Here is a 19,000-nt window from a genome sequence, read left to right as displayed (position 1 = left end):
TTCTCTATCGCCGCTTCCCCTAATGCGCTATTCGCTGTTCCCGGGGAGTTGGGTTTTCTTGCTCTCCCTCTCCTCCAAAATTTCCTTGAACAGGCGCTCCATGTCTTCCGCCGGACACTGCAGCCTTCGGCCGAGCTCCACCGCTTCCCGTAAAGCGGCCTCCAGGGCCTGGCTGCGGAAGCGTTCCCGGTCTCCGCTGTCGACCCGCGCTACGAAGGTTCCCGTACCCTGACGGGTCCGAAGGAAACCCTCCTGCTCCAAATCCTGATACACCCGGCGGATCGTAATGACACTGCAAGCCAGATCAAGCGCAAATTCCCGGATGGACGGAAGCAGCAAACCTTCCTTCAGCTCTCCGCTTAGGATAAGGGCACGAAGCTGCTCCTTGATCTGGTGGTACATCGGTTCGGGGCTCTCCGGGGAAAGCTGTATCGGTATCCGCATGTCCTCCCCCCTTCCTGTGCTTAATTCCGGTCTACCTCAGGTCCCGTTTGCCCAGGCCGATGATACTGGAACGGTAGAAAGCGTAGGTCCCCACAGCGGCGGCGGCCAAGGCGGCAAGTACCACGCCGCCTCCGTAAGCATCGAGAAGCCTGTAAGACAAGGCCACCAAGGTCGGATCCCCTCCCTTTCCCAGAAGGACGGGGACGGTTATGATCACGACGGTAAGGACCGAAATAAGGATCAGATAGTTCTTCTCTTTCATCACAAGCTCGAAGTAAGCACAGCAGGCCCCGATGAGCAGGGGTGCCCAAAGCCAAAGGGCCACGAAAGCCAATCCATACCCTCCGGTTAACCCTCCCTCGGGAGCCCTCGAGAGGAACAGAAGGCTGATGTAAAACACAAGCAGGTTCCATAGCAGCGTCACCCCCAGCACGAGAAACCGGCTTCCCGTAATCTCCCGGTCGGTGACAGGCAAGCTCTTCATCCATTTCAGCTTGGCCGTGTAAGGACGTGTCTTCCAATACCCGGCATGGCTGATATTCATGGTCATTCCCTGAATCATGCTGAGGAGAAGAAAGAGAACATCCACGAGAACTCCGTTACTTGCGTCTTCGGAGACGTCCTGCAGCAGGTTCGTCATGAGAATGGTATAAAAGACGGTGACGGCTCCTGAGAAGAGGAATTCACAGGCCTTCCTCCTGATTTCCATCCGGGCCAGCCGGGCCGCGCTCTTCCACACGGTCATCTCTCCTTAGTGTGATTACTGTGTATATTTATATTAACAATATACACACATTTTTTTCCTTCCGCAAGGAGTTCTTCCTTTTCCTAACAAAAAGAAGCCAACCCTGCCCAGGGCTGACTCCGGCCGAATAAGGTCCCGTCCAACCCGGAACCTGTGATTATGTATGGAATGTTCTATCCGGCATGGGTTAACGGATCGAGACCGGTATCCGTGGTTCTCTCCCGTCCTTCTACCAAATAAGCCAGCGGTGTGCTTAGAAATCCCCGGACCTGCTCCTTGGATAGGCCGAGCTGCCGAGCGGCGGCGATCAGTTCTACCCACTCCATATCCAGTTCTTCGATCTCTGTTTGTGTGTTCATCGAACTTTTCCTCCAATGGTCAAATGTATGGATTTCACCACGGGCCGGTTGCACCACTACCTCCATATGCCCCAGGTGCCCAGCTTAAGAGCATATTTCATCGTGATCCCCTCTTTCTTCCCCTGCCAACGAAATTCATTATACCAAGCCTGCCAGCATCCGTATGTCGAACTGTGATGTCGATCTAAATCTTTTTTCCTACGCCTCACATAAAACGACAACAAGCTTCCATAACGCCGCTATACGGCTGAATGCCCCTTTTAAGCAAACCTCCTCTATTACCATTACCCAATAAATGCCTGCCCTTAACCCTTTTACGGAAAAAAGTTACAAGGAATGTCTGTCATTGGAAGATAAGGCCTTTGTCCTACTTGTCCTGAATCAAACAAAAAAACCGGCCGCAGGGGCCGGTTCTTCTTACTTGAATATCGCTTCCCACACCGGAGCGGTCGTGCCTCCCGGATAGAGAACGTAAAGCAGCAGGTATACCATTACCCCGGTAGGGGCGGTGATCAGCCACATAATGGCTGTCCATTTGCCGATTTTCCGGTGCTTCGCAAACCGCTCCTTGTAAGCATGCAGCAGGGTGACAATCCCGAAGACCGCGGAAACCGTCGCAAGGGTAATGTGAAACAGCAGGAAGACATAATAAGCGTCACGGATCCAGATCGGTCCGTCCTCGGCGAACTTCGTATTTCCCACGAAGATCGTTCTCGACATGTACACAAGAAAGAACGCGAGGGCAAAGATTGCGCCGGCCACCATGAATTTCTTGTGGGTTTCCCGGTTCCCTTTGGCGATGTGGTACCAGCCGAAGCCGACCAGCACCGCGCTTATGACAATGAAAGTTGTACTAATCGTGGGCAAAAGACTTGGCATGAAGAAATCCCGTCCTGTTCCTAGGTATGAGTGGAAAGGTTCGTCCGTTGGAGAAGCTCCGCGTCGGACAGCTCCTCTTCTTCCCGATCCTTTTTCCTTTCCTTACGATACCATTTAAAGAACACGTATGCCAGTGCCGCACCATAGACAATTTCTTGAACAATTTTCATGATCGTTCCCCCAAGCTGTTGGTCGTCGAGCGGAGGAAGATAAGACGTGAACTCATCGGCATAAGTGCCGTATATAACACTGTTTGCAAAAATGATACAAGCACAGGCCGGGGTCAGCAGGATGCCGTCGGCTACGAGATAAGCCAGCTTCTGAAGATCCGAAATGCGCTGCCAGCCGGCCACCGGACAGAAGACCGGAAACCACATGTGGAACGCTGTGACGAGCAGCACCAGATGATACGCCACGTGCAGGGAAGGATGGGACATGCTGTATTCGAAGATGGTTGGGATGTGGTACATCGAGAACAGCATGTTGAACACCAGCACCGTCAGAAGAGGATGAAACAGCGGATAGATCCATTTCTTCACAAACGGCTTATCCAGAAGCGGCTTAAGCAGCCATTCCGGGATCGCCAGCAGCACGAGCGGAGGCATCACCAGATACAGCAGGGACTGCTGCATCATATGGGCGCTGAACAGATCCGCGTGCCCATAATAGTTAAGGGGACTTCCTTGTCCGATGTATAAGGTAACCAGGGCGAGAACCATGTAAGTTTTCTTCCTTGCCCCCACGGGTGACGAGTCTTGAAACCGGTGACGGCCGGCCCCTACGAGATAGAAATACAGCCAGCCGAGCAATATCGTAAGCAGCAGGATTCCGGGGCTCCACATCGCGGAGAAGCTGGCCCCCTGGTGCATATGTTCCATTCCAGGCATAAAATTCAACCTCCTCTTAAACAGGATTAACCATTGTTTCCAAGCCTAACCCTTATAAAGGGCAGCCCCCATGACCAAAAAAAGAAGGCGGCCCGATGGAATCCGACCGCCCTTCTCAACCTTACCACCACATCCAGAAAACCGCTGCAGCCACACCGCTCAGGGCTACGATAAACCCAAAGATGATGCCGACCATCGCGTAGACATGACCTCTTTCTTTCATGTGCATCCAAATCGCCAGCTGGAAAATGGCTTGCACGAGTGCCATTCCTACCAGGAAGAAGATTAGGAAGCTTTTGTCCAGCCCCGTGTAGATAACGGCCGCGAAAGCCAGAATCGTCAGGAGGATGGAAACCAGATAAGCAATGTAGTGATTCTTAGGCCCTTCCAGCCGGTGACGGTTGCTCGGTGAAGAAGTTTGGGGATTGTTGCTCATCGCTTAGCCCACCTTTCCCATCAAGTACACGACCGTGAAGATGAACACCCAGACCACGTCGATAAAGTGCCAGTATAGGCTCGCCACGTAGAACTTCGGAGCGGTTACGACCGTAAGGCCCTTCTTCAATCCTTGAAGAATCAGAAGGCCGATCCACAAAATACCGAAAGCCACGTGGGCTCCGTGAAACCCAACCAGCGTATAGAACGATGTACTGAAGGCGCTCGTACTGAAAGTATGCCCCTCATGTACGTATTCGAAGAACTCATAAATTTCCAGACCCAAGAACGCAAGGCCGAGAAGGATGGTGATGCCAAACCACAGAAGCATCTTCTTAACTTGATGACGGTGCATGGCCATCATGGCGAACACGCTCGTCAGGGAACTCGTCAAGAGAATGAAAGTGGACCAGGCAACGGTTTCGAGAACAAACAGCTCGGCCGCGGGCTTGCCGTCCGCAATCTGGTTGCGGAGGGCGATAAAGGTGGCGAAGAGGGTTCCGAACAGAACCGTCTCGCCGCCAAGGAACAGCCAGAAGCCTAAAATTTTATTCTTTCCCTCAAGGGTGGCCTTTTCGGGTTCAACCGGCAGCGCGCCGGTAGCATGTGCGTTAGCCATTATGCTTTAACCCCCTTATCTTCGAGCTCTTCCGGCTCGATGTGCCAGCCATGATCGTCATAGACAGACCGGAGAAGCATGCAGATCAAGGTGATGCCGATACCCACGATGCAGACCGGGTACACGTGATACATAAAGCCGAAGCCGGCAATGAACAGGCCGATCGACATGATAAGCGGAAGAATCGAACCCGAAGGCATGTGAATCGATCCGATCGGCTCGGCAGGCGTCATTTCCTTGTTGCCGGCCATCTTCTCTTTCCACAGCGGATCCAGACCGCGGACCAGCGGAGTCTGCTTGAAGTTATACTCCGGTGCAGGAGAAGGAATGGCCCACTCCAGCGTACGTCCGTCCCACGGATCGCTTACGGCATCTCTTGCCTTCATCGAAGTGACGATAATGTTAAGCAGGAAGACAATCGTACCGATACCCATGAACATAGCGCCGATCGAGGAAACCAGGTTTCCGCTGACCAGGCCCGGGTCGTAGGTGAATACCCGGCGCGGCATCCCCATGAGTCCGAGGAAATGCTGCGGGAAGAAAGTTAAGTGGAAGCCGATAAAGAACAGCCAGAAATGCCATTTGCCCAGCGTTTCGTTAAGCACGCGGCCAAAAATCTTCGGCCACCAGTAGTAGAAGCCGGAGAACAAGCCGAGAACCAGACCACCGACAATAACGTAGTGGAAGTGAGCGACAACAAAGTACGTATCATGGTACTGGAAGTCAGCAGCAGGAGCAGCGAGCATAACCCCTGTCATCCCACCCATAACGAAGGTAGGAATGAAAGCCAGACCCCACAAATTAGCGGTCGTAAAGCGAATCTGTCCTCCCCACATGGTGAAGAGCCAGTTGAAGACTTTAACCCCGGTTGGAACAGCGATGGCCATAGTCGCGATGGCGAAGATGGAGTTGGCTACCGGACCAAGACCCGTTGCGAACATATGGTGAACCCATACCATGAAGCCAAGGAAGCCGATGAGAATGGTTGCAAAGACCATGGAGCTGTAGCCGAACAGTCTCTTGCGGGAGAACGTACTGACCACTTCAGAGATGATTCCGAAAGCCGGCAGAATCAGAATGTAAACTTCGGGGTGACCGAAGATCCAGAACAAGTGCTGCCAGAGAACCACGTTACCGCCCTTACCGACTTCGAAGAAGTTACCATGGAACAGACGGTCGAACATCAGCTCCACCAGACCGACGGTAATGGCCGGGAAAGCGAACAGGACAAGCGCGGACGTAATGAAAGCCGTCCAGGTGAACAAAGGCATTCTCATGAAGGTCATGCCCGGTGCACGCATGTTGATGATCGTGACGAGGAAGTTAATCCCCCCGATCAGCGTTCCGATACCGGCGATCTGCAGACCCAATACGTAGAAGTCTACGCCGCGGCCGCTGAAGGCATCGGTGGAAAGCGGAGCATAGGCCGTCCATCCCGCATCGGGAGCTCCGCCCAGGAACCAGCTCAGGTTAAGGAGCAGTCCGCCGAAGAAGAAGAGCCAGAAGCCTAAAGCGTTAACGAACGGATAAGCTACGTCCCGGGCTCCGATTTGAAGCGGGACAATCGCGTTCATAAATCCGAAGATGAGAGGCATGGCGGCAAGGAAGATCATCGTCGTTCCGTGCATCGTAAGCAGCTGGTTGAACGTTCCGCCGATGAAAATGTCCTGGTTCGGGAACATCAGCTGAATCCGGATGAGGAGCGCTTCCAATCCGCCTGCAAGGAAGAAGATTCCTCCCGCAATGAAGTAAAGAATTCCGATTTTTTTATGGTCGACCGTAGTGAGCCAGTCCATCAGCCCACTATACTTTTTAACCGGATGTGCATGAGCATGTGCCAACGCGGTTACCTCCTTATGGCCTTGATCGTTATTTCAACGTGTTCAAATATTTGACCAGCTCGTTAAGCTGGGTATCATCGAGTGGCAGCTGAGGCATAAGGGTGCCCGGCTTCTCCGCTTGAGGATCCTGGATCCAGGCTTTCAAGCTTTCGTCGTTGTGATCCAGAATGCCCGCTATCTTCTCGCGGCTCGCAAAGCCGTTCAGGTTAGGTCCGAGACCGGCGCCTGTAGGAGTAACCGCGTGGCATGTGATGCACTGGTTCTTAAAGACTTCTTCGCCTTTTGCGGTAGCGGCCGAAGAAGCGGCCGGCGCTTGCATTTTGGCGACCCACGCATCAAAATCCGCCTGCGAAAGCGCTCTGACCTTGAAGTCCATCAAGGCATGGGAAGCACCACAAAGCTCGGCGCACTTGCCCTTATAGACGCCAGGCTCATCCGCCTCCAGGTAGTTGACGTTATACATACCGGGGTTGGTGTCGATTTTACCGCCGAGGGAAGGAACCCAGAACGAGTGGTTCACGTCTGCGGAGGTAACTTCAAAAGAGACCTTCTTGCCGACAGGAATAACGAGATCCTGCGCCGTGTTGATGTTCCCGTGATCCGGGTACTGGAACTGCCACCAGAACTGATGACCCGTTACTTTAACGTGCATGACGTTCTTGTCTTCCCGGTAGTCCGTGGAATGCTTGAAGGTGTAACCTACAGTTGGTACCGCGATAACGCACAAAAGCAAAATGGGAACAACCGTCCAGATAATCTCCAGCACGTGGTTTCCTTCCACCTGCTTAGGGATGGAATCGTCGCCTTTACGCTTGCGGTAGCGGAACAGAACATAAAGGTAGATGGCCATAACGACGATGAACACGAAGATCATGACAGCCAGACTTAACTCCATTAAAAAAAGCTGCTCCCTCGCGACGGGACCCTTAGGATCCAATGCGGACAAGTTCTCTACTTCGCCGCATCCGGTAAGCAGCAGCGCCAACACCGCTAACAGGGGCATCAGACGCCATACAAATTTCCATCGACTCATCACTTATCAACCCCACTTTATTTCGTAATAGTCCGTAACATGGCGAACCATGCCTTGTCAACAAACTTAATCACCCTATTAACTATAAATTCGTCAAACTTTTTTGTCAATCTTCTGCCACAAGTTCACAAAACGTTCTAAATCGGCACTTTTTTACTTTTTTCGTATGGATTGTTTCCTTATTTTGAGCGTTCTATGCATCGTTTCCACCGGTCCCCAAGGATAATTTCCGCCCGTTGTTTCATCCTATAGAGAAGAACCCTACGCCCTGTTCAAAAGGAGGTTATTCCGTGATGATCCCCACCTACCGATGGTCCAGAATCCTTATGGCCGGGGCTTCGGCGCTGCTCCTGACCGGGCTGTGCGGATGCTCCGACGGTGAGGCCAAAGGCAAGAGAGGCATTCCGAGCTACGGAGTGCGCAGCAACAGCAATTACAGCTCCACCCGGGGAAGCGTTCCCGATACCGGGATGAAGCTGTACGGCGCGGGTACGGGCCAAACCGTCATTCATGCCAACAAGCGCCTCGTGTACAGCCAGGTGTTATCCGATAAGGTAGCCAATGTCAACGGAATCAATACGGCCTTCGTCGTTCTGACCGAAACCAACGCCTACGCGGCCATCCTCATCGACCACACCGCAACGGGGACCCGCGGGGCGGGAGCCCGCCATGAGACGAACAACTCGCCCACCTCCCTCGGCCGGTACTACCCCCACCAATTCGGGAGCTACCAGGACCCCCGCCTGCTTACCTCCGGAAGCAACAGCTACGAGACGGTGGAGGAGGCGGACAACATTTCCCACGGCCTGAAGCAGGAGATCGCCTCGATTATCCGGAATGCCCAACCTTCCGTTCATGAAGTGTACATCTCGGCCCATCGGGATTTCGTCAACCTCATGAACGGTTATGCCCAGGACAGCGCGAGAGGCCTCCCGCTCGATTCCCGCGTTCAGGAATTCAACGGGATGGTCAACCGGGTATTAAGCCTTCCCGACCGGAAAACGGAGGACAAGATCATCAACGGCACCGTGGAAAACAAGCGAAACGTCCGATAGTGCCTTAAGAAGGTACAAAAGAAAACGGAGGAACGCCTGCCAGGCATCCTCCGTTTGGTGCGTTAGGCCTTGAAGTAAGTCCGGTCCTCCGTTCCTTCGACCGCTCCCTGGAATTTCACCTGCCCGGATGAGGCGAGCGAATCCAGACAACGGCATACGTAAGGAAAAAGGACAGGTTTCCCGGTGCTGTAACGGGCCGGATCCATTCCCTGCCGCGCGATCAGCTTCTCGCATATTTCCCGGGCACTGCTGATTCCTTCATTTATATACGTCATTATGTGCGATTCGAGCGGATCACGAACGGGTTCCGGCGAAGGCGCGAACAGATCGTCCATCGTAAACTGCACGGGCTTCATGATTCCAACCTCCTTGCGGCACTAAGATGGATCCCGGTCGCGGTTTCTCCACTTGGAGAACTCGAGGAAATCACGAAACTGTTCCTTGCTGATGCCGGACGACATCGCTTCCCGAACCAGCTCCTGCCATTCCTGGTCCAGGCGGTCGGCTTCGTCCGAATCCTGCGGCTCTTCCGGCTGAAGAAGAGCTTCCACCGTTACGCCGAGAACGGCTGCGATTTTCTCAAGGAACTGAATGGAAGGGTTGGATTGAATATCCCTTTCCATCGTGCTGAGATAGGATTTGGCGACCCCCGCCCTTTCGGCAAGTTCCGAGAGGGTCAATCCTCTCCGCAGACGCAGGTTCTGGACTCGTTTTCCGATCACGCTGAATTCTCCTCTTGATCCATGGTAGTTTTGACCTCATTATATCTTAAATGTTAAGCCGGTGAAAGAAATTAGCCGGAATCCCGTGTAAAATACAGCTAAAGTCCTGCATAATGACGAAATTTCTGCTATTTTCTTCTATTATAAACAATTCTAACTAAAGGATAGGGAGATTATACCTTGCCGTAAAAATGCGCGATTGGTGCGGGGAAGGAAAGATAAGGTATAATGAGGAGATATCATAACCTTCGGATGAAAATCGGAAGATAAGGATACTAAGAATCAGTCCCATAAGAGAGGGTTAACCCAATGGATAAAAACCGTTTTGCCCCGCTTGGCGTCGCCGCCGAGCTTGCCGAAGCTTTACAGACGATGGGCATTTCCCATCCTACACCCATTCAGAAGCAGGCGATTCCGGTTGCCCTGTCCGGCAAGGATGTCATTGCCCAGGCCCAGACCGGAACAGGAAAAACGCTCGCCTTCCTGCTTCCCATTCTCTCACGGATCGACCTCCGGCAGAAGGCCGTTCAGGCCCTCATCATCACGCCGACCCGGGAGCTTGCCATTCAGATCACCGATGAAGCCCAGAAGCTGGCCCCGGCCGTAGGCGCCAACGTACTTGCCGCTTACGGGGGACAGGATGTGGAACGCCAGCTGAGAAAGCTCGAAGGAGCGGTTCATCTCGTGGTCGGGACGCCCGGCCGCCTGCTCGATCACCTGCGCCGCGGCTCGGTTCACTTCGGCAAGCTCGAGTACCTCGTGTTGGATGAGGCGGATCAGATGCTGCATATGGGCTTTCTGGCCGATGTGCAGCAAATTATCGACCAGACGTCTTCCCGCCGGCAGACACTGCTTTTCTCGGCAACTATGCCGGGACCGGTCCGGCAGCTGGCGAAGAACTACATGCGCGACCCGCAGGAAATTACAATAGAAGCGAAACGGATCACCCTCGACGAAATCGAACAGGTCGTCATCAATACGACGGACCGCGGCAAGCAGGATGCCCTTATCGAGGCGCTCGAAACCTACCGCCCTTACCTTTCCATGGTCTTCTGCCGCACGAAGCGGCGGGCATCCGCCTTAAATGAAGCCCTGCAGGAGAAGGGGATTGCTTCGGACGAGCTTCACGGGGACCTGTCCCAAGCGAAGCGGGAACAGGTCATGAAACGGTTCCGCGAAGGGCGCATTCATGTGCTCGTGGCGACCGATATGGCGGCACGCGGAATTGATGTCGAAGGCATCACCCATGTATTTAACTACGACATTCCCCATGATGTCGAGAGCTACATCCACCGCATCGGCCGGACGGGGCGTGCGGGCCAGGAAGGAATGGCGGTGACCTTTGCGTCGCCGCGGGACCGGTTCCACCTCGAGCAGATTGAACGCGGCATCAAGCAGACGATCGAGCAGAAGGGCGGCCGGAGGTCACCGGCCCCGGTTCTGCGCGAAGAGGGCCGCGGGGCCGGACGGGGCTCCCGCGGCGAAGGCGGCCGCAGGGGAGCGGCACGCGGCGGAGGCGGACGCGCAGCGGCAAGAGCCGGCGGACGAGGCTACGCCAGCGGCTGGGGCGAAGGCCGCCGGCCGGGCAGCTCCGGCGAGGAGAGCCGCGGCGCGCGCGGCATAAGCGAAGACGGGCGCCGCGCGCGCACGGCTGGACGCGCGGCGGGAGCGGAGGCGGACGGCTTCCGCGAGCCCGGCCGCGGTAAGCGGACGGCAGGCGGTGCTGCAGCGGAGGAGCGCGGCTACGGCGAGCGCAGCGCCAGCCCGGGCGGACGCCGGGCGGGAGCGGACGGCCTGCGCAGCGAGGGCCGCGGCACGCGCGGAGCCGCCGGGGCAAGCCGCGGAGCACGCGGCGGCGATGGCGGGCCGCGGAGCGCGGAGCGCGGCGACAGCCGCCGGAGCGACCGCGGGCGTGACGCCGGCGAGTGGAGCTCGTCGCCGCGCACTCCGCGCGGTGCCTCGGCGCGCGGCGGAGGCGCAGCCGGGCGCTCCGGCAGCGCGGGACGCAGCGGCGGTGCCCCGCGGCCGAGCGGCGGCCGGAGTGCCGGCGGCAAGCGGCCTGCAGGCGGCGGAGCCAAGCGCGGCCGGCGCTAAGCGGCAAACCCGGCGGCCTGCTTAGGCGCCGGGTCTTTTTTATCCCTTCAACGGGTGTGCTGACGTTCAGCCGCCCTTTTGTTCTTATATGAATCCAAACCGGAGGAGGAAACGAGATGAAGATCGTTTCGATCGAACCGACCCCCAGTCCCAATACGATGAAGCTGACCCTGGACGAGAAACTGCCGGAGGGCAGGCGCCTCACCTACACGCCGGATAACCGGGAAGAGGCCCCTCCCTTCGTCCAAGAGCTGCTTTCCATCCCGGGCGTCACGGGTCTGTACCACGCGGCGGATTTCCTGGCCCTCGACCGGCATCCGAAAGGGGATTGGCCGTCCATCCTGGCGGAATCCCGCCGGATTCTCGGCACCGCCGAGGGCGCTCCGGCGTCCCTCTCCCCCGCCCTGGCGGAAGGGGAGGCGGCGGAGGCGGATCCGGCCTACGGGGAGGTAAAGGTGCTCGTCCAAACCTTCCGCGGCATTCCCATGCAGGTAAGGGTAAGCGCTGGCGAGGAAGAGAAGCGGGCCTCCCTGCCCGCCCGGTTCGTAGAAGCCGCGATGGAAGCAGGCCTCTCCTCCCCCAACCTGATCCGGGAACGCCAGCTGAATGAGCATGGCGTCCGGTACGGCGACCTGCAGGAGGTACTGGATGAGGTGGTCCGCGAGCTGGACGCGGCCTACGACGAGGCCCGGCTGCAGGAGCTGCGGGTTCTCGCCGCTCAATTGGATCCGGGCGAAACGGTGGTCGAGGAAGCGACCGGGGAAGCGGAGCTGAAGGAAGCCCTGAACGATCCCGACTGGCGGCGGCGGTATGCGGCCCTTCAGCGGATGAAGCCCGAGGCGGAATCCTTGCCGCTTCTGGCCAAAGCCCTTGAGGATCCGCAGACGTCCATCCGCCGGCTCGCCGCCGTTTACCTGGGCGATCTGAAGGACCCTGTTGTCCTCCCCTATCTGTACCGGGCGCTTAAGGATTCCTCCGCGGTGGTCCGCCGGACAGCGGGGGATACTCTGTCGGACCTGGGCTTCCCCGAAGCCGGCCCGGCGATGGCGGAAGCCTTGAAGGACTCCAACAAGCTCGTTCGCTGGAGAGCCGCCCGCTTCCTGTACGAGGCCGGAGACGAATCCGCAGTTCCCGCCCTTCGCGAAGCGCAGGACGACCCCGAATTCGAAGTCCGCATGCAGGCCCAGCTGGCGCTTGAGCGGATCGAGGGAGGCGAAGCGGCCGCAGGGTCCGTCTGGCAGCAGATGACGAACCGGGACCGGGGCTGACCGCGGCGGGCTTTCCTCCACCGGCCTTTCTCAGCCGGTATCCCTTCCCATTCGGACCGGCTCACCTGCCGAACCGGTTTTTTTCCTGATTTACTATTAAAAAGCTCACCGTCCCGCGAGGGAAGATGAGCTTTTTTACGTAGTCAGGCATACGCGGCCTTATTCCTTAGGCTCCAGATGGCTCCGGATCAGGTCCATCTTCATGTCCCAGGCCTTCTGGCTGAGATCGACGGGGTAGACCTCCGGGTTCAGCCGGCGTAAATATTCCGGCCAGAACCACGACATCTGCTCCCGGTGAAGCTCGCGGATCCGGTCCAGGGTCGGCAGCTCATAGACCTGCTTGCCTTCCACGTAGATCGGCTTAAGCAGCGGGACAGCCTCGTAATCCGACACCGTTTTCTGAATAAAGGTGTGGGTGGGGTTGAACAGCCGGATGGGCTTGCCGTGCGGGACATCCTCGTCCCCGTGAAGCGTAATGTAATCGCCCTCGGCCCGACCGGTCTTGCGGCTGATGATGCGGTAGACGTCCTTGATGCCGGGGTTCGTGATTTTCTCCGGGTTCCCCGAGATCTTAATGGTCGGGACGAGCTCCCCGTTCTCCTCCCGGGCGACCAATTTGTAGACGCCGCCGAGCGCCGGCTGGCTGCCTCCGGTAATGAGCTGGGTGCCCACTCCCCAGATGTCGATGCGGGCCCCCTGGGCCTTGATCTCAAAAATCGTATTCTCATCCAGATCGTTCGACGCGGTAATCCGGGTCTCGGTCAGCCCCGCTTCGTCCAGCATGCGCCGGGCCTGAATCGACAAGTAGGTCAGGTCTCCGCTGTCCAGCCGGATGCCCTTCAGCGTCTTACCCTTCTCTTTCATCTTCAAGCCGACGGTGATGGCATCGGGAACGCCAAATTTCAGCGTGTCGTACGTATCCACCAGCAGGGTGACCTGATCGGGCAGCGCCTCGGCGAACCGCTCGAAGGCCTCCAGCTCCGTCCGGTGATTCTGCACCCACGCATGGGCATGCGTCCCCTTGGTCGGAATGCCGAACCTCATCCCCGCCTGCATGTTCGAGGTGGCGTCGAAGCCCGCCACATATGTGGCCCGCGCGCCCCATACCGCGGCGTCCGCCTCCTGCGCCCGCCGGGTGCCGAACTCGAGCAGCCTATCCTGCCCGGCCACCTGCTTGATCCGGGCCGCCTTCGTGGCAATTAGAGTCTGGAAGTTGACGAAATTCAGCAGTGCCGTCTCGATCAGCTGAGCCTCGAACACCCTGGCCTCCACCCGGATCAACGGCTCGTTCGGGAACACGATCGTCCCTTCCTCCATCGCATGAAGCGTCCCCGTGAAGCGGAAATTCCGGAGCTCTTCGAAGAACCGCGGGTCGTACCCTTCCTCCTGCTCCGCCAGGTAGGCGATTTCCTCCTCCTTAAACCGCAGCTCGTTCAAGTAGTGAACCAGTCTTTCCAGACCGGCGAAGACGGCAAAGCCGTTGCCGAAAGGCTGCTTCCGATAGAACACATCGAACACCGCCCTCTGGTTGTGGGTACCGTGAAACCAATGAGCATACAGCATGTTGATCTGGTATTTGTCCGTATGAAGCGCGTAATGCGAATGGGTCATGATTGCCGCCCCTCTCGATTCTTTCTTATTAGAATGGCCACCCGGTCAGTCCGTTATTTCCGCCCCGAGCGTTCCCGCAAAATGCTCCAGCGCCCAAGCGTGTCCCGCCGCATTAAAGCTGGCGGCCGCGCCGCGGTGAATCACAAGCGAATAGCCTTTGTTGTACGCATCCACTGCTGTATGCAGCACACAGATGTCGGTGCAGACCCCCGCCAGATGAAGCTCCCGGATGCCGCGTTTCTTCAGCTCTTCATCGAGGCCGGTCTCGTGAAACGCGCTGTACCGGGTTTTATCCATCCACTCGATTCGGTTCTTATTGTTCTCGTACACTTCCCGCAAACGGCCGTACAGGTCCCGTCCCTCGGTCCCCCGGATATTGTGAGGAGGAAAAAGCTTCGTCTCCGGATGGTCCGGGTCATTCTCCTCGTGCACATCCACCGCCATCACGACGTAATCCCCGCACTCCACGAATTCCTCAGTCAGAGCAGCGATCCTCTCTTCAATGTCCAGCGCCGGCTGCCCGACGGGAAGCTTTCCAGTTACGAAATCCACCGTGTAATCGATGACCAGAAGGGCCTTCATTTCCTCCGCCTCCGTTTCGATAATGTCTATTTGATAGTTTCATTATGTATGAATAAAAAGCGTTTGTCAAGGGCGTTCGCCCCGGCGCCAGCCAATCCTTACGCCCTAACCAGTTCGCCCTCTTATCCTTAACGTTCCCGCCGGACTTTAAAACAGCGTCACCCCGCCTTAAAAACAAAAGGCCGGTCCCGGCTGAACTCATGCAGCCGAGCCGTCCTTCCCGCAAACGGGCATCCATCCCCCGGCCCCTATCCATCTGCAGCCATTCGGGCATCCGTCCCCGCGGCCGCTATCTTAACAGCATCGCGGAGATTAGTTCGATAAGCCGATGCGCCAAGCAGGCTTGAACCCCTAGGCCGAAGCGGTATCGCAGGGCTTGGACCCGGGCGCCGCCCATGCGGTGCCGCGGAAGCTCCTCTGCGTCAGCTGCTTTCCGCCTCTTTGGCGGCAAAAGCTTTTTCCATAAAACGCAGCGTTTCCGGCAGATGCTCCGACCAGTAGTCCCACGTATGGGCCCCGGGGTATTCTGTGTATTCATGACCGACCCCAAGCCCTTCGAGGTGAACCTTGAACCCGCAGCTGAGCGGATACAGGTAATCCTCGGTCCCGCATGTGAAATGCAGCTGCGGCAGGGCCCCCTCTTTCGCCCGCTGCTCGACGAGCCGGGCGAGGTCCCGTTCGCGGGCGTAAGGACCGGTAACCGGCCCGAGCATCCGGGGGAACTCCGAGCGGGAGTAGTCCTTGAACGACAAGAGCGAAGGCGAGCCGATCGCTCCCGACAAGGAGGAGGCTGCTCCGAACAGCTCCGGATGGCGAAGGGCTAGATAGAACGCTCCGAACCCGCCCATGGACAATCCCCCGATCGCTCTCGATTCCGGGGCGGGCAGGGTACGATAATGCGAGTCAATGAAGGGAACGAGGTCATCGGTAATGTACTGCTCGAAGTTCCCCGTTCCGTCGTACCAGTCGAGGTAGAAGGTGCCGTGCCCGTAGCCGCCGTCATTCGGCATGACGACGATGCACTCGCGCAGCTCCCCGGCGGCCAGGAGACGATCCAGCGTGGCTTCGGCTCCCCCCTTCTGCGTCCAGTCGGACTCGGATCCGTACAGCCCGTGAAGCAAATAGATCGTCGGGTAATGCTGATCGGACGATTCGTAGCCCGGCGGCAGATAAACAAAGCAGGTTTGACGGCGGAACAAAGTGCTCGAGAAGAAGGGAACGGGTACTAAGCTCATGATCGGTTACCTCTTTTGCTGGGATTTGGATGGCGATAGTAGAACCCGAAGGCGGGAAGGGACCGGCGGTCCCTCCGCCTCTGTAGGGCGTTCAGCTGTGTTCCGGCAGGAACCGGCCATGGCCTGGATTTCGGATTATCGGATAAAGCTAGGTCCCCGCCAAGCTCCGTTTAACGGCCGGGTGATCCACCGAGCCGGGGCTTCCGGCTCCCGCGCCTATTCACGCTCCTGGCGCCGGCAGCGCGACGGGTTGTAATGCTTGTACTGCTTAAACGTGCGGTCGAAATAATTAATGCTGCAGAAGCCCACCCGTTCGGCCACCTCCGTAACGGTAAGTCCCGTTTCCCGGAGAAGCCTCTCCGCCTCGTTCACCCGGTGAAGGTTGACGAACTCCACGAAGGTGCGGCCAGTAAGCTTCTTGAACGTTTTGCAGAAGTGAAACGGGCTCATGCTGACGAGGGAGGCGGCCTCCTCCACGGAAATCCGGGAAGGGTAGTGCTCCTTGATGTAAGGAAAAAGCTTCTCGAACCGCTGAAGCTTCCGCTCCTGCCCTTGTGCTCCCGTTTCCGGAGCTCCAAGTCCGGTCTGGTGCCGGAGCGCGGCGGCGAGCAGCAGATGAAGCTGGGCCCGGATCGCCAGCTCGTAGCCCGGCTGCCGCCGTTCGAATTCGGCGAGCACCGCCTTCACCGGACCGGCGAACGCCCGGTAGAGCTTATCCCCGCGGCCGATCCGGCCCGGAAACCTTCGGCTGCCTTCCAGAAAAGGCAGAACGAACTGGCCGTGAAGCGGGTCCGGCTCCTGGCTTCCGAGCAGAGAGGGGCTGAAGACAATCGCGTGAAATTCGACCCGTGTATTGTTCACCGAGAAGCCGGAATGCAGCTCGCGGGAATTCACGAACAGCAGGTCGCCGGCTTCCGCCGGATAGGTCCGGCCGCCGATGTCGAAGACGGCCTGGCCGCTTCGCATATAGATGATCTCCAGGTGCTCATGCCAGTGCAAATACAAGGCCTGCTCCCCGACAGGCCGGTTCGGAAAGACGTTGATCGGGAACGTTCTCCCCTTCAGCTCGGTGTTCTCCTTCAGTTCGGACAGGGCCGTCACCTTGCACCTCCGAGAGCAATATTGTGCAACTTTATCGCACGATCCTGTAGAGATTACAGCTGTCTTTTCGGTTACATTCATTATATACAATAACCATTCGAGGAGGAAATCGACTTGAAGAACATCCGCATCGGAACGCTGGTGTCCGGGGACAGCGCTGTGCGCATCATTCCCCAGATCGCCCCCCACGGGTTCGAGAGCTTCAGCCTGACCTTCTGGCAGACAACCGGAGACACCGACCTTCCGGAGCTGGCCAAACGGGTCGGGGAGCTGATGGAGAAGCACGGCACGGTCATCTCCTGCCTGGGGATTTTCGGGAATCCCCTGACCGGCGAAGGCCGGAATGCCGACAGCCTGGCGAGCTGGGAGCGTCTCATCGATCATGCTCCGCTGTTCGGCACCGATCTGGTCGCCGGGTTTACCGGGCGCATTCCCGGTAGACCGATCGAGGAGTCCCTGCCCCGTTTCCGGGAGGTGTTCGGAGAACTGTCCCGGCGGGCGGCGGCGGGCGGGGTAAGGCTTGCCTTCGAAAACTGCAGCATGGACGGGGACTGGTCGAGAGGAGACTGGAACATCGCCCACAACCCCACCGCTTGGGAAATGATGTTCAACGCCGTTCCCGAGCCCAACCTCGGTCTTCAGTGGGAGCCGTGCCACCAGATGGTGACCCTTATCGATCCGATTCCGCAGCTGCGCAAGTGGATGCCCAAAATTTTTCATGTTCACGGCAAAGACGCCACCATCGCCTGGGACATCGTCCGGGAGTATGGGACCGGCGGGCCGAAGGAATATGTCTGGCACCGGACGCCGGGCTTCGGGGACACGAATTGGACCGACGTGATCTCCATTCTGCGTCAGCACGGGTACCAAGGCTCCATTGACATTGAGGGTTATCACGATCCCGTCTATGCGGGCGATTGGGAAATGACCGGCCAGGTCCACGGCCTGACCTATCTTAAGCAGTGCCGGGGGGGCTCCTTCGTGCCAAACCCCGTCTAAACAGGAGAGGAGACTATCATGACCAAACCATTCCGAATCATTCAGGCTGGCTGCGGAGGCATGGCCAACACTTGGGTGGAATACGCCCTTGCCCGTGAGGATGCGGAGCTTGTGGCGCTGGTGGATCTGCAGGAGGCCTCGGCCCGTGCTATGGCGGAGCGCCATGGGCTGACCTGCCCCTGGTTCTCCGATGTCGAGGAGGCGATCCGGCAGACGGGCGCCAATCTGGTGTTCGACGTGACGATTCCGGCCGCTCATAAAAACATCACCACCGCATCCCTCCGGGCCGGATGCGATGTGCTGGGCGAGAAGCCGATGGCCGAGTCGATGGAGGATGCCGAGGACATGGCAAGGGAAGCCGGGCGGGCCGGGCGGATGTACGCGGTGATGCAGAACCGCCGCTACCTGAAGGAAATTCGGGCATACCGGGAGCTCGTCGCGGGAGGCGTCATCGGCCAGACCGGCTTCGTCACGGCGAACTTCTTCCTCGGGCCGCATTTCGGAGGGTTCCGCGAAGCGATGGAAAGCCCGCTTCTTCTCGACATGTCGATTCACACCTTCGACCAGGCCCGCCTGATTATCGGATCGGACCCGGTTTCGGTGTACTGCCACGAATTCAACCCTCCCGGGTCGTGGTATGCGGGGAACGCGGCGGCGGCCTGTATCTTCGAGTTCGCGAACGGAACGGTGTTCACGTACAATGGTTCCTGGTGCGCGGAAGGGGCTCCCACCTCCTGGGAGGCCTCCTGGAGAGCCGTGGGGAGCAAAGGCACCGCCATCTGGGATGGTGCCGCTCCCTATGCCGAAATCGTGAAGCCCCGCCCGGATGGCTCGTTCACGAGTGGGCTGGAACGGTTCGAGGCTCCCTTCACCTGGGAAGGCCGCGAGGGCCACAAGGGCTGCCTCGACGAAATGTTCGCCGCCCTGCTCGAAGGACGGCCCGCCGAAACGGTCTGCACGGATAACCTGCACAGCATGGCCATGGTGTTCGGTGCCCGGGAAAGCGCCCGGACGGGCCAAAAGGTTCTTCTGCGCCGCTGATCCGGCCCCCTCAAAAATTTTTCTGAATTGGATGCATAATCCTTTCCCAT

General features: G+C 57.8%; 20 protein-coding genes and 1 riboswitch. Of the genes, 5 read left to right on the top strand and 15 right to left on the bottom strand.

Going from position 1 to position 19,000, the window contains the following annotated elements; genetic code table 11:
- Positions 1 to 27: 27 nt before the first annotated feature.
- The 9 genes from MJA45_RS02010 to coxB all read right to left on the bottom strand — a co-directional run bounded on the left by MJA45_RS02010 (position 28) and on the right by coxB (position 7,242).
- A complete protein-coding gene (locus tag MJA45_RS02010; RefSeq protein WP_315605628.1) occupies positions 28 to 444 on the bottom strand; it encodes a GntR family transcriptional regulator in 417 nt (138 codons plus the stop codon).
- A gap of 31 nt (positions 445 to 475) precedes the next feature.
- The gene (locus MJA45_RS02005) at positions 476 to 1,183 is read right to left on the bottom strand and encodes a hypothetical protein (protein WP_315605627.1); all 708 of its coding nucleotides are present in this window, start codon (positions 1,181 to 1,183) and stop codon (positions 476 to 478) included.
- Between the two features lie 179 nt (positions 1,184 to 1,362).
- Positions 1,363 to 1,548 carry an anti-repressor SinI family protein gene (locus MJA45_RS02000; protein WP_315605626.1) on the bottom strand — a complete coding sequence of 62 codons (186 nt, stop codon included), beginning with the start codon at positions 1,546 to 1,548 and terminating at the stop codon, positions 1,363 to 1,365.
- Positions 1,549 to 1,581: 33 nt separating this feature from the next.
- Positions 1,582 to 1,666, bottom strand: a riboswitch (cyclic di-GMP riboswitch).
- A 299-nt stretch (positions 1,667 to 1,965) separates the two neighbouring features.
- Complete coding sequence (locus tag MJA45_RS01995; RefSeq protein WP_315605625.1) at positions 1,966 to 2,427, bottom strand: DUF420 domain-containing protein; 462 nt, start codon at positions 2,425 to 2,427, stop codon at positions 1,966 to 1,968.
- A 20-nt stretch (positions 2,428 to 2,447) separates the two neighbouring features.
- A complete protein-coding gene (locus tag MJA45_RS01990; RefSeq protein ID WP_315605624.1) occupies positions 2,448 to 3,314 on the bottom strand; it encodes a cytochrome c oxidase assembly protein in 867 nt (288 codons plus the stop codon).
- 121 nt (positions 3,315 to 3,435) lie between these two features.
- Positions 3,436 to 3,750, bottom strand: a complete 315-nt coding sequence (locus tag MJA45_RS01985; RefSeq protein ID WP_315605623.1) for a cytochrome C oxidase subunit IV family protein — start codon at positions 3,748 to 3,750, stop codon at positions 3,436 to 3,438.
- Between the two features lie 3 nt (positions 3,751 to 3,753).
- Positions 3,754 to 4,368 (bottom strand): cytochrome (ubi)quinol oxidase subunit III, encoded by a 615-nt coding sequence (locus MJA45_RS01980; protein ID WP_315605622.1) that lies wholly within the window; start codon positions 4,366 to 4,368, stop codon positions 3,754 to 3,756.
- On the bottom strand, positions 4,368 to 6,164 hold the full coding sequence (gene ctaD, locus MJA45_RS01975) for a cytochrome c oxidase subunit I (protein ID WP_315607920.1): 1,797 nt from the start codon (positions 6,162 to 6,164) through the stop codon (positions 4,368 to 4,370). Before ctaD ends, MJA45_RS01980 begins: the two co-directional genes overlap by 1 nt.
- Positions 6,165 to 6,237: 73 nt before the next feature.
- Complete coding sequence (gene coxB / locus MJA45_RS01970; protein ID WP_315605621.1) at positions 6,238 to 7,242, bottom strand: cytochrome c oxidase subunit II; 1,005 nt, start codon at positions 7,240 to 7,242, stop codon at positions 6,238 to 6,240.
- 293 nt (positions 7,243 to 7,535) lie between these two features.
- Here coxB and MJA45_RS01965 point away from each other — a divergent pair, with 293 nt between their 5' ends.
- On the top strand, positions 7,536 to 8,297 hold the full coding sequence (locus tag MJA45_RS01965; RefSeq protein ID WP_315607919.1) for a YhcN/YlaJ family sporulation lipoprotein: 762 nt from the start codon (positions 7,536 to 7,538) through the stop codon (positions 8,295 to 8,297).
- A 62-nt stretch (positions 8,298 to 8,359) separates the two neighbouring features.
- On the opposite strand, the gene MJA45_RS01960 is transcribed toward MJA45_RS01965, so the two are convergent.
- Together MJA45_RS01960 and MJA45_RS01955 are read right to left on the bottom strand one after the other, a co-directional pair.
- Entirely contained in the window at positions 8,360 to 8,653 is a 294-nt protein-coding gene (locus tag MJA45_RS01960; protein WP_315605620.1) for a DUF3895 domain-containing protein, read from the bottom strand.
- Between the two features lie 21 nt (positions 8,654 to 8,674).
- Positions 8,675 to 9,019: a helix-turn-helix domain-containing protein gene (locus MJA45_RS01955; protein WP_315605619.1), complete on the bottom strand. Its 345-nt coding sequence runs from the start codon at positions 9,017 to 9,019 to the stop codon at positions 8,675 to 8,677.
- A 309-nt stretch (positions 9,020 to 9,328) separates the two neighbouring features.
- Between MJA45_RS01955 and MJA45_RS01950 the strand changes: the two genes are divergently transcribed.
- Positions 9,329 to 11,113, top strand: a complete 1,785-nt coding sequence (locus tag MJA45_RS01950) for a DEAD/DEAH box helicase (RefSeq protein WP_315605618.1) — start codon at positions 9,329 to 9,331, stop codon at positions 11,111 to 11,113.
- A 116-nt stretch (positions 11,114 to 11,229) separates the two neighbouring features.
- Entirely contained in the window at positions 11,230 to 12,381 is a 1,152-nt protein-coding gene (locus tag MJA45_RS01945) for a conserved virulence factor C family protein (RefSeq protein WP_315605617.1), read from the top strand.
- Between the two features lie 159 nt (positions 12,382 to 12,540).
- Here MJA45_RS01945 and MJA45_RS01940 read toward each other — a convergent pair whose 3' ends face one another.
- From MJA45_RS01940 to MJA45_RS01925, 4 genes are all read right to left on the bottom strand, one after another.
- On the bottom strand, positions 12,541 to 13,992 hold the full coding sequence (locus MJA45_RS01940) for a nicotinate phosphoribosyltransferase (RefSeq protein ID WP_315605616.1): 1,452 nt from the start codon (positions 13,990 to 13,992) through the stop codon (positions 12,541 to 12,543).
- Between the two features lie 45 nt (positions 13,993 to 14,037).
- A complete protein-coding gene (locus tag MJA45_RS01935; RefSeq protein ID WP_315605615.1) occupies positions 14,038 to 14,574 on the bottom strand; it encodes a cysteine hydrolase family protein in 537 nt (178 codons plus the stop codon).
- A gap of 422 nt (positions 14,575 to 14,996) precedes the next feature.
- On the bottom strand, positions 14,997 to 15,809 hold the full coding sequence (locus MJA45_RS01930; RefSeq protein WP_315605614.1) for an alpha/beta hydrolase: 813 nt from the start codon (positions 15,807 to 15,809) through the stop codon (positions 14,997 to 14,999).
- A gap of 216 nt (positions 15,810 to 16,025) precedes the next feature.
- Positions 16,026 to 16,910: a helix-turn-helix transcriptional regulator gene (locus tag MJA45_RS01925; RefSeq protein WP_315605613.1), complete on the bottom strand. Its 885-nt coding sequence runs from the start codon at positions 16,908 to 16,910 to the stop codon at positions 16,026 to 16,028.
- Between the two features lie 114 nt (positions 16,911 to 17,024).
- Here MJA45_RS01925 and MJA45_RS01920 point away from each other — a divergent pair, with 114 nt between their 5' ends.
- Together MJA45_RS01920 and MJA45_RS01915 are read left to right on the top strand one after the other, a co-directional pair.
- Complete coding sequence (locus tag MJA45_RS01920) at positions 17,025 to 17,909, top strand: sugar phosphate isomerase/epimerase family protein (protein ID WP_315605612.1); 885 nt, start codon at positions 17,025 to 17,027, stop codon at positions 17,907 to 17,909.
- An 18-nt stretch (positions 17,910 to 17,927) separates the two neighbouring features.
- Complete coding sequence (locus MJA45_RS01915) at positions 17,928 to 18,950, top strand: Gfo/Idh/MocA family protein (protein ID WP_315605611.1); 1,023 nt, start codon at positions 17,928 to 17,930, stop codon at positions 18,948 to 18,950.
- Positions 18,951 to 19,000: the final 50 nt, after the last annotated feature.

The organism is Paenibacillus aurantius (assembly GCF_032268605.1).
In the GTDB taxonomy this organism is placed as follows: domain Bacteria; phylum Bacillota; class Bacilli; order Paenibacillales; family NBRC-103111; genus Paenibacillus_AO; species Paenibacillus_AO aurantius.
The sequence above is the reverse complement of the archived record's forward strand: the minus strand, read 5'-3'. Positions and strand labels throughout refer to the sequence as shown.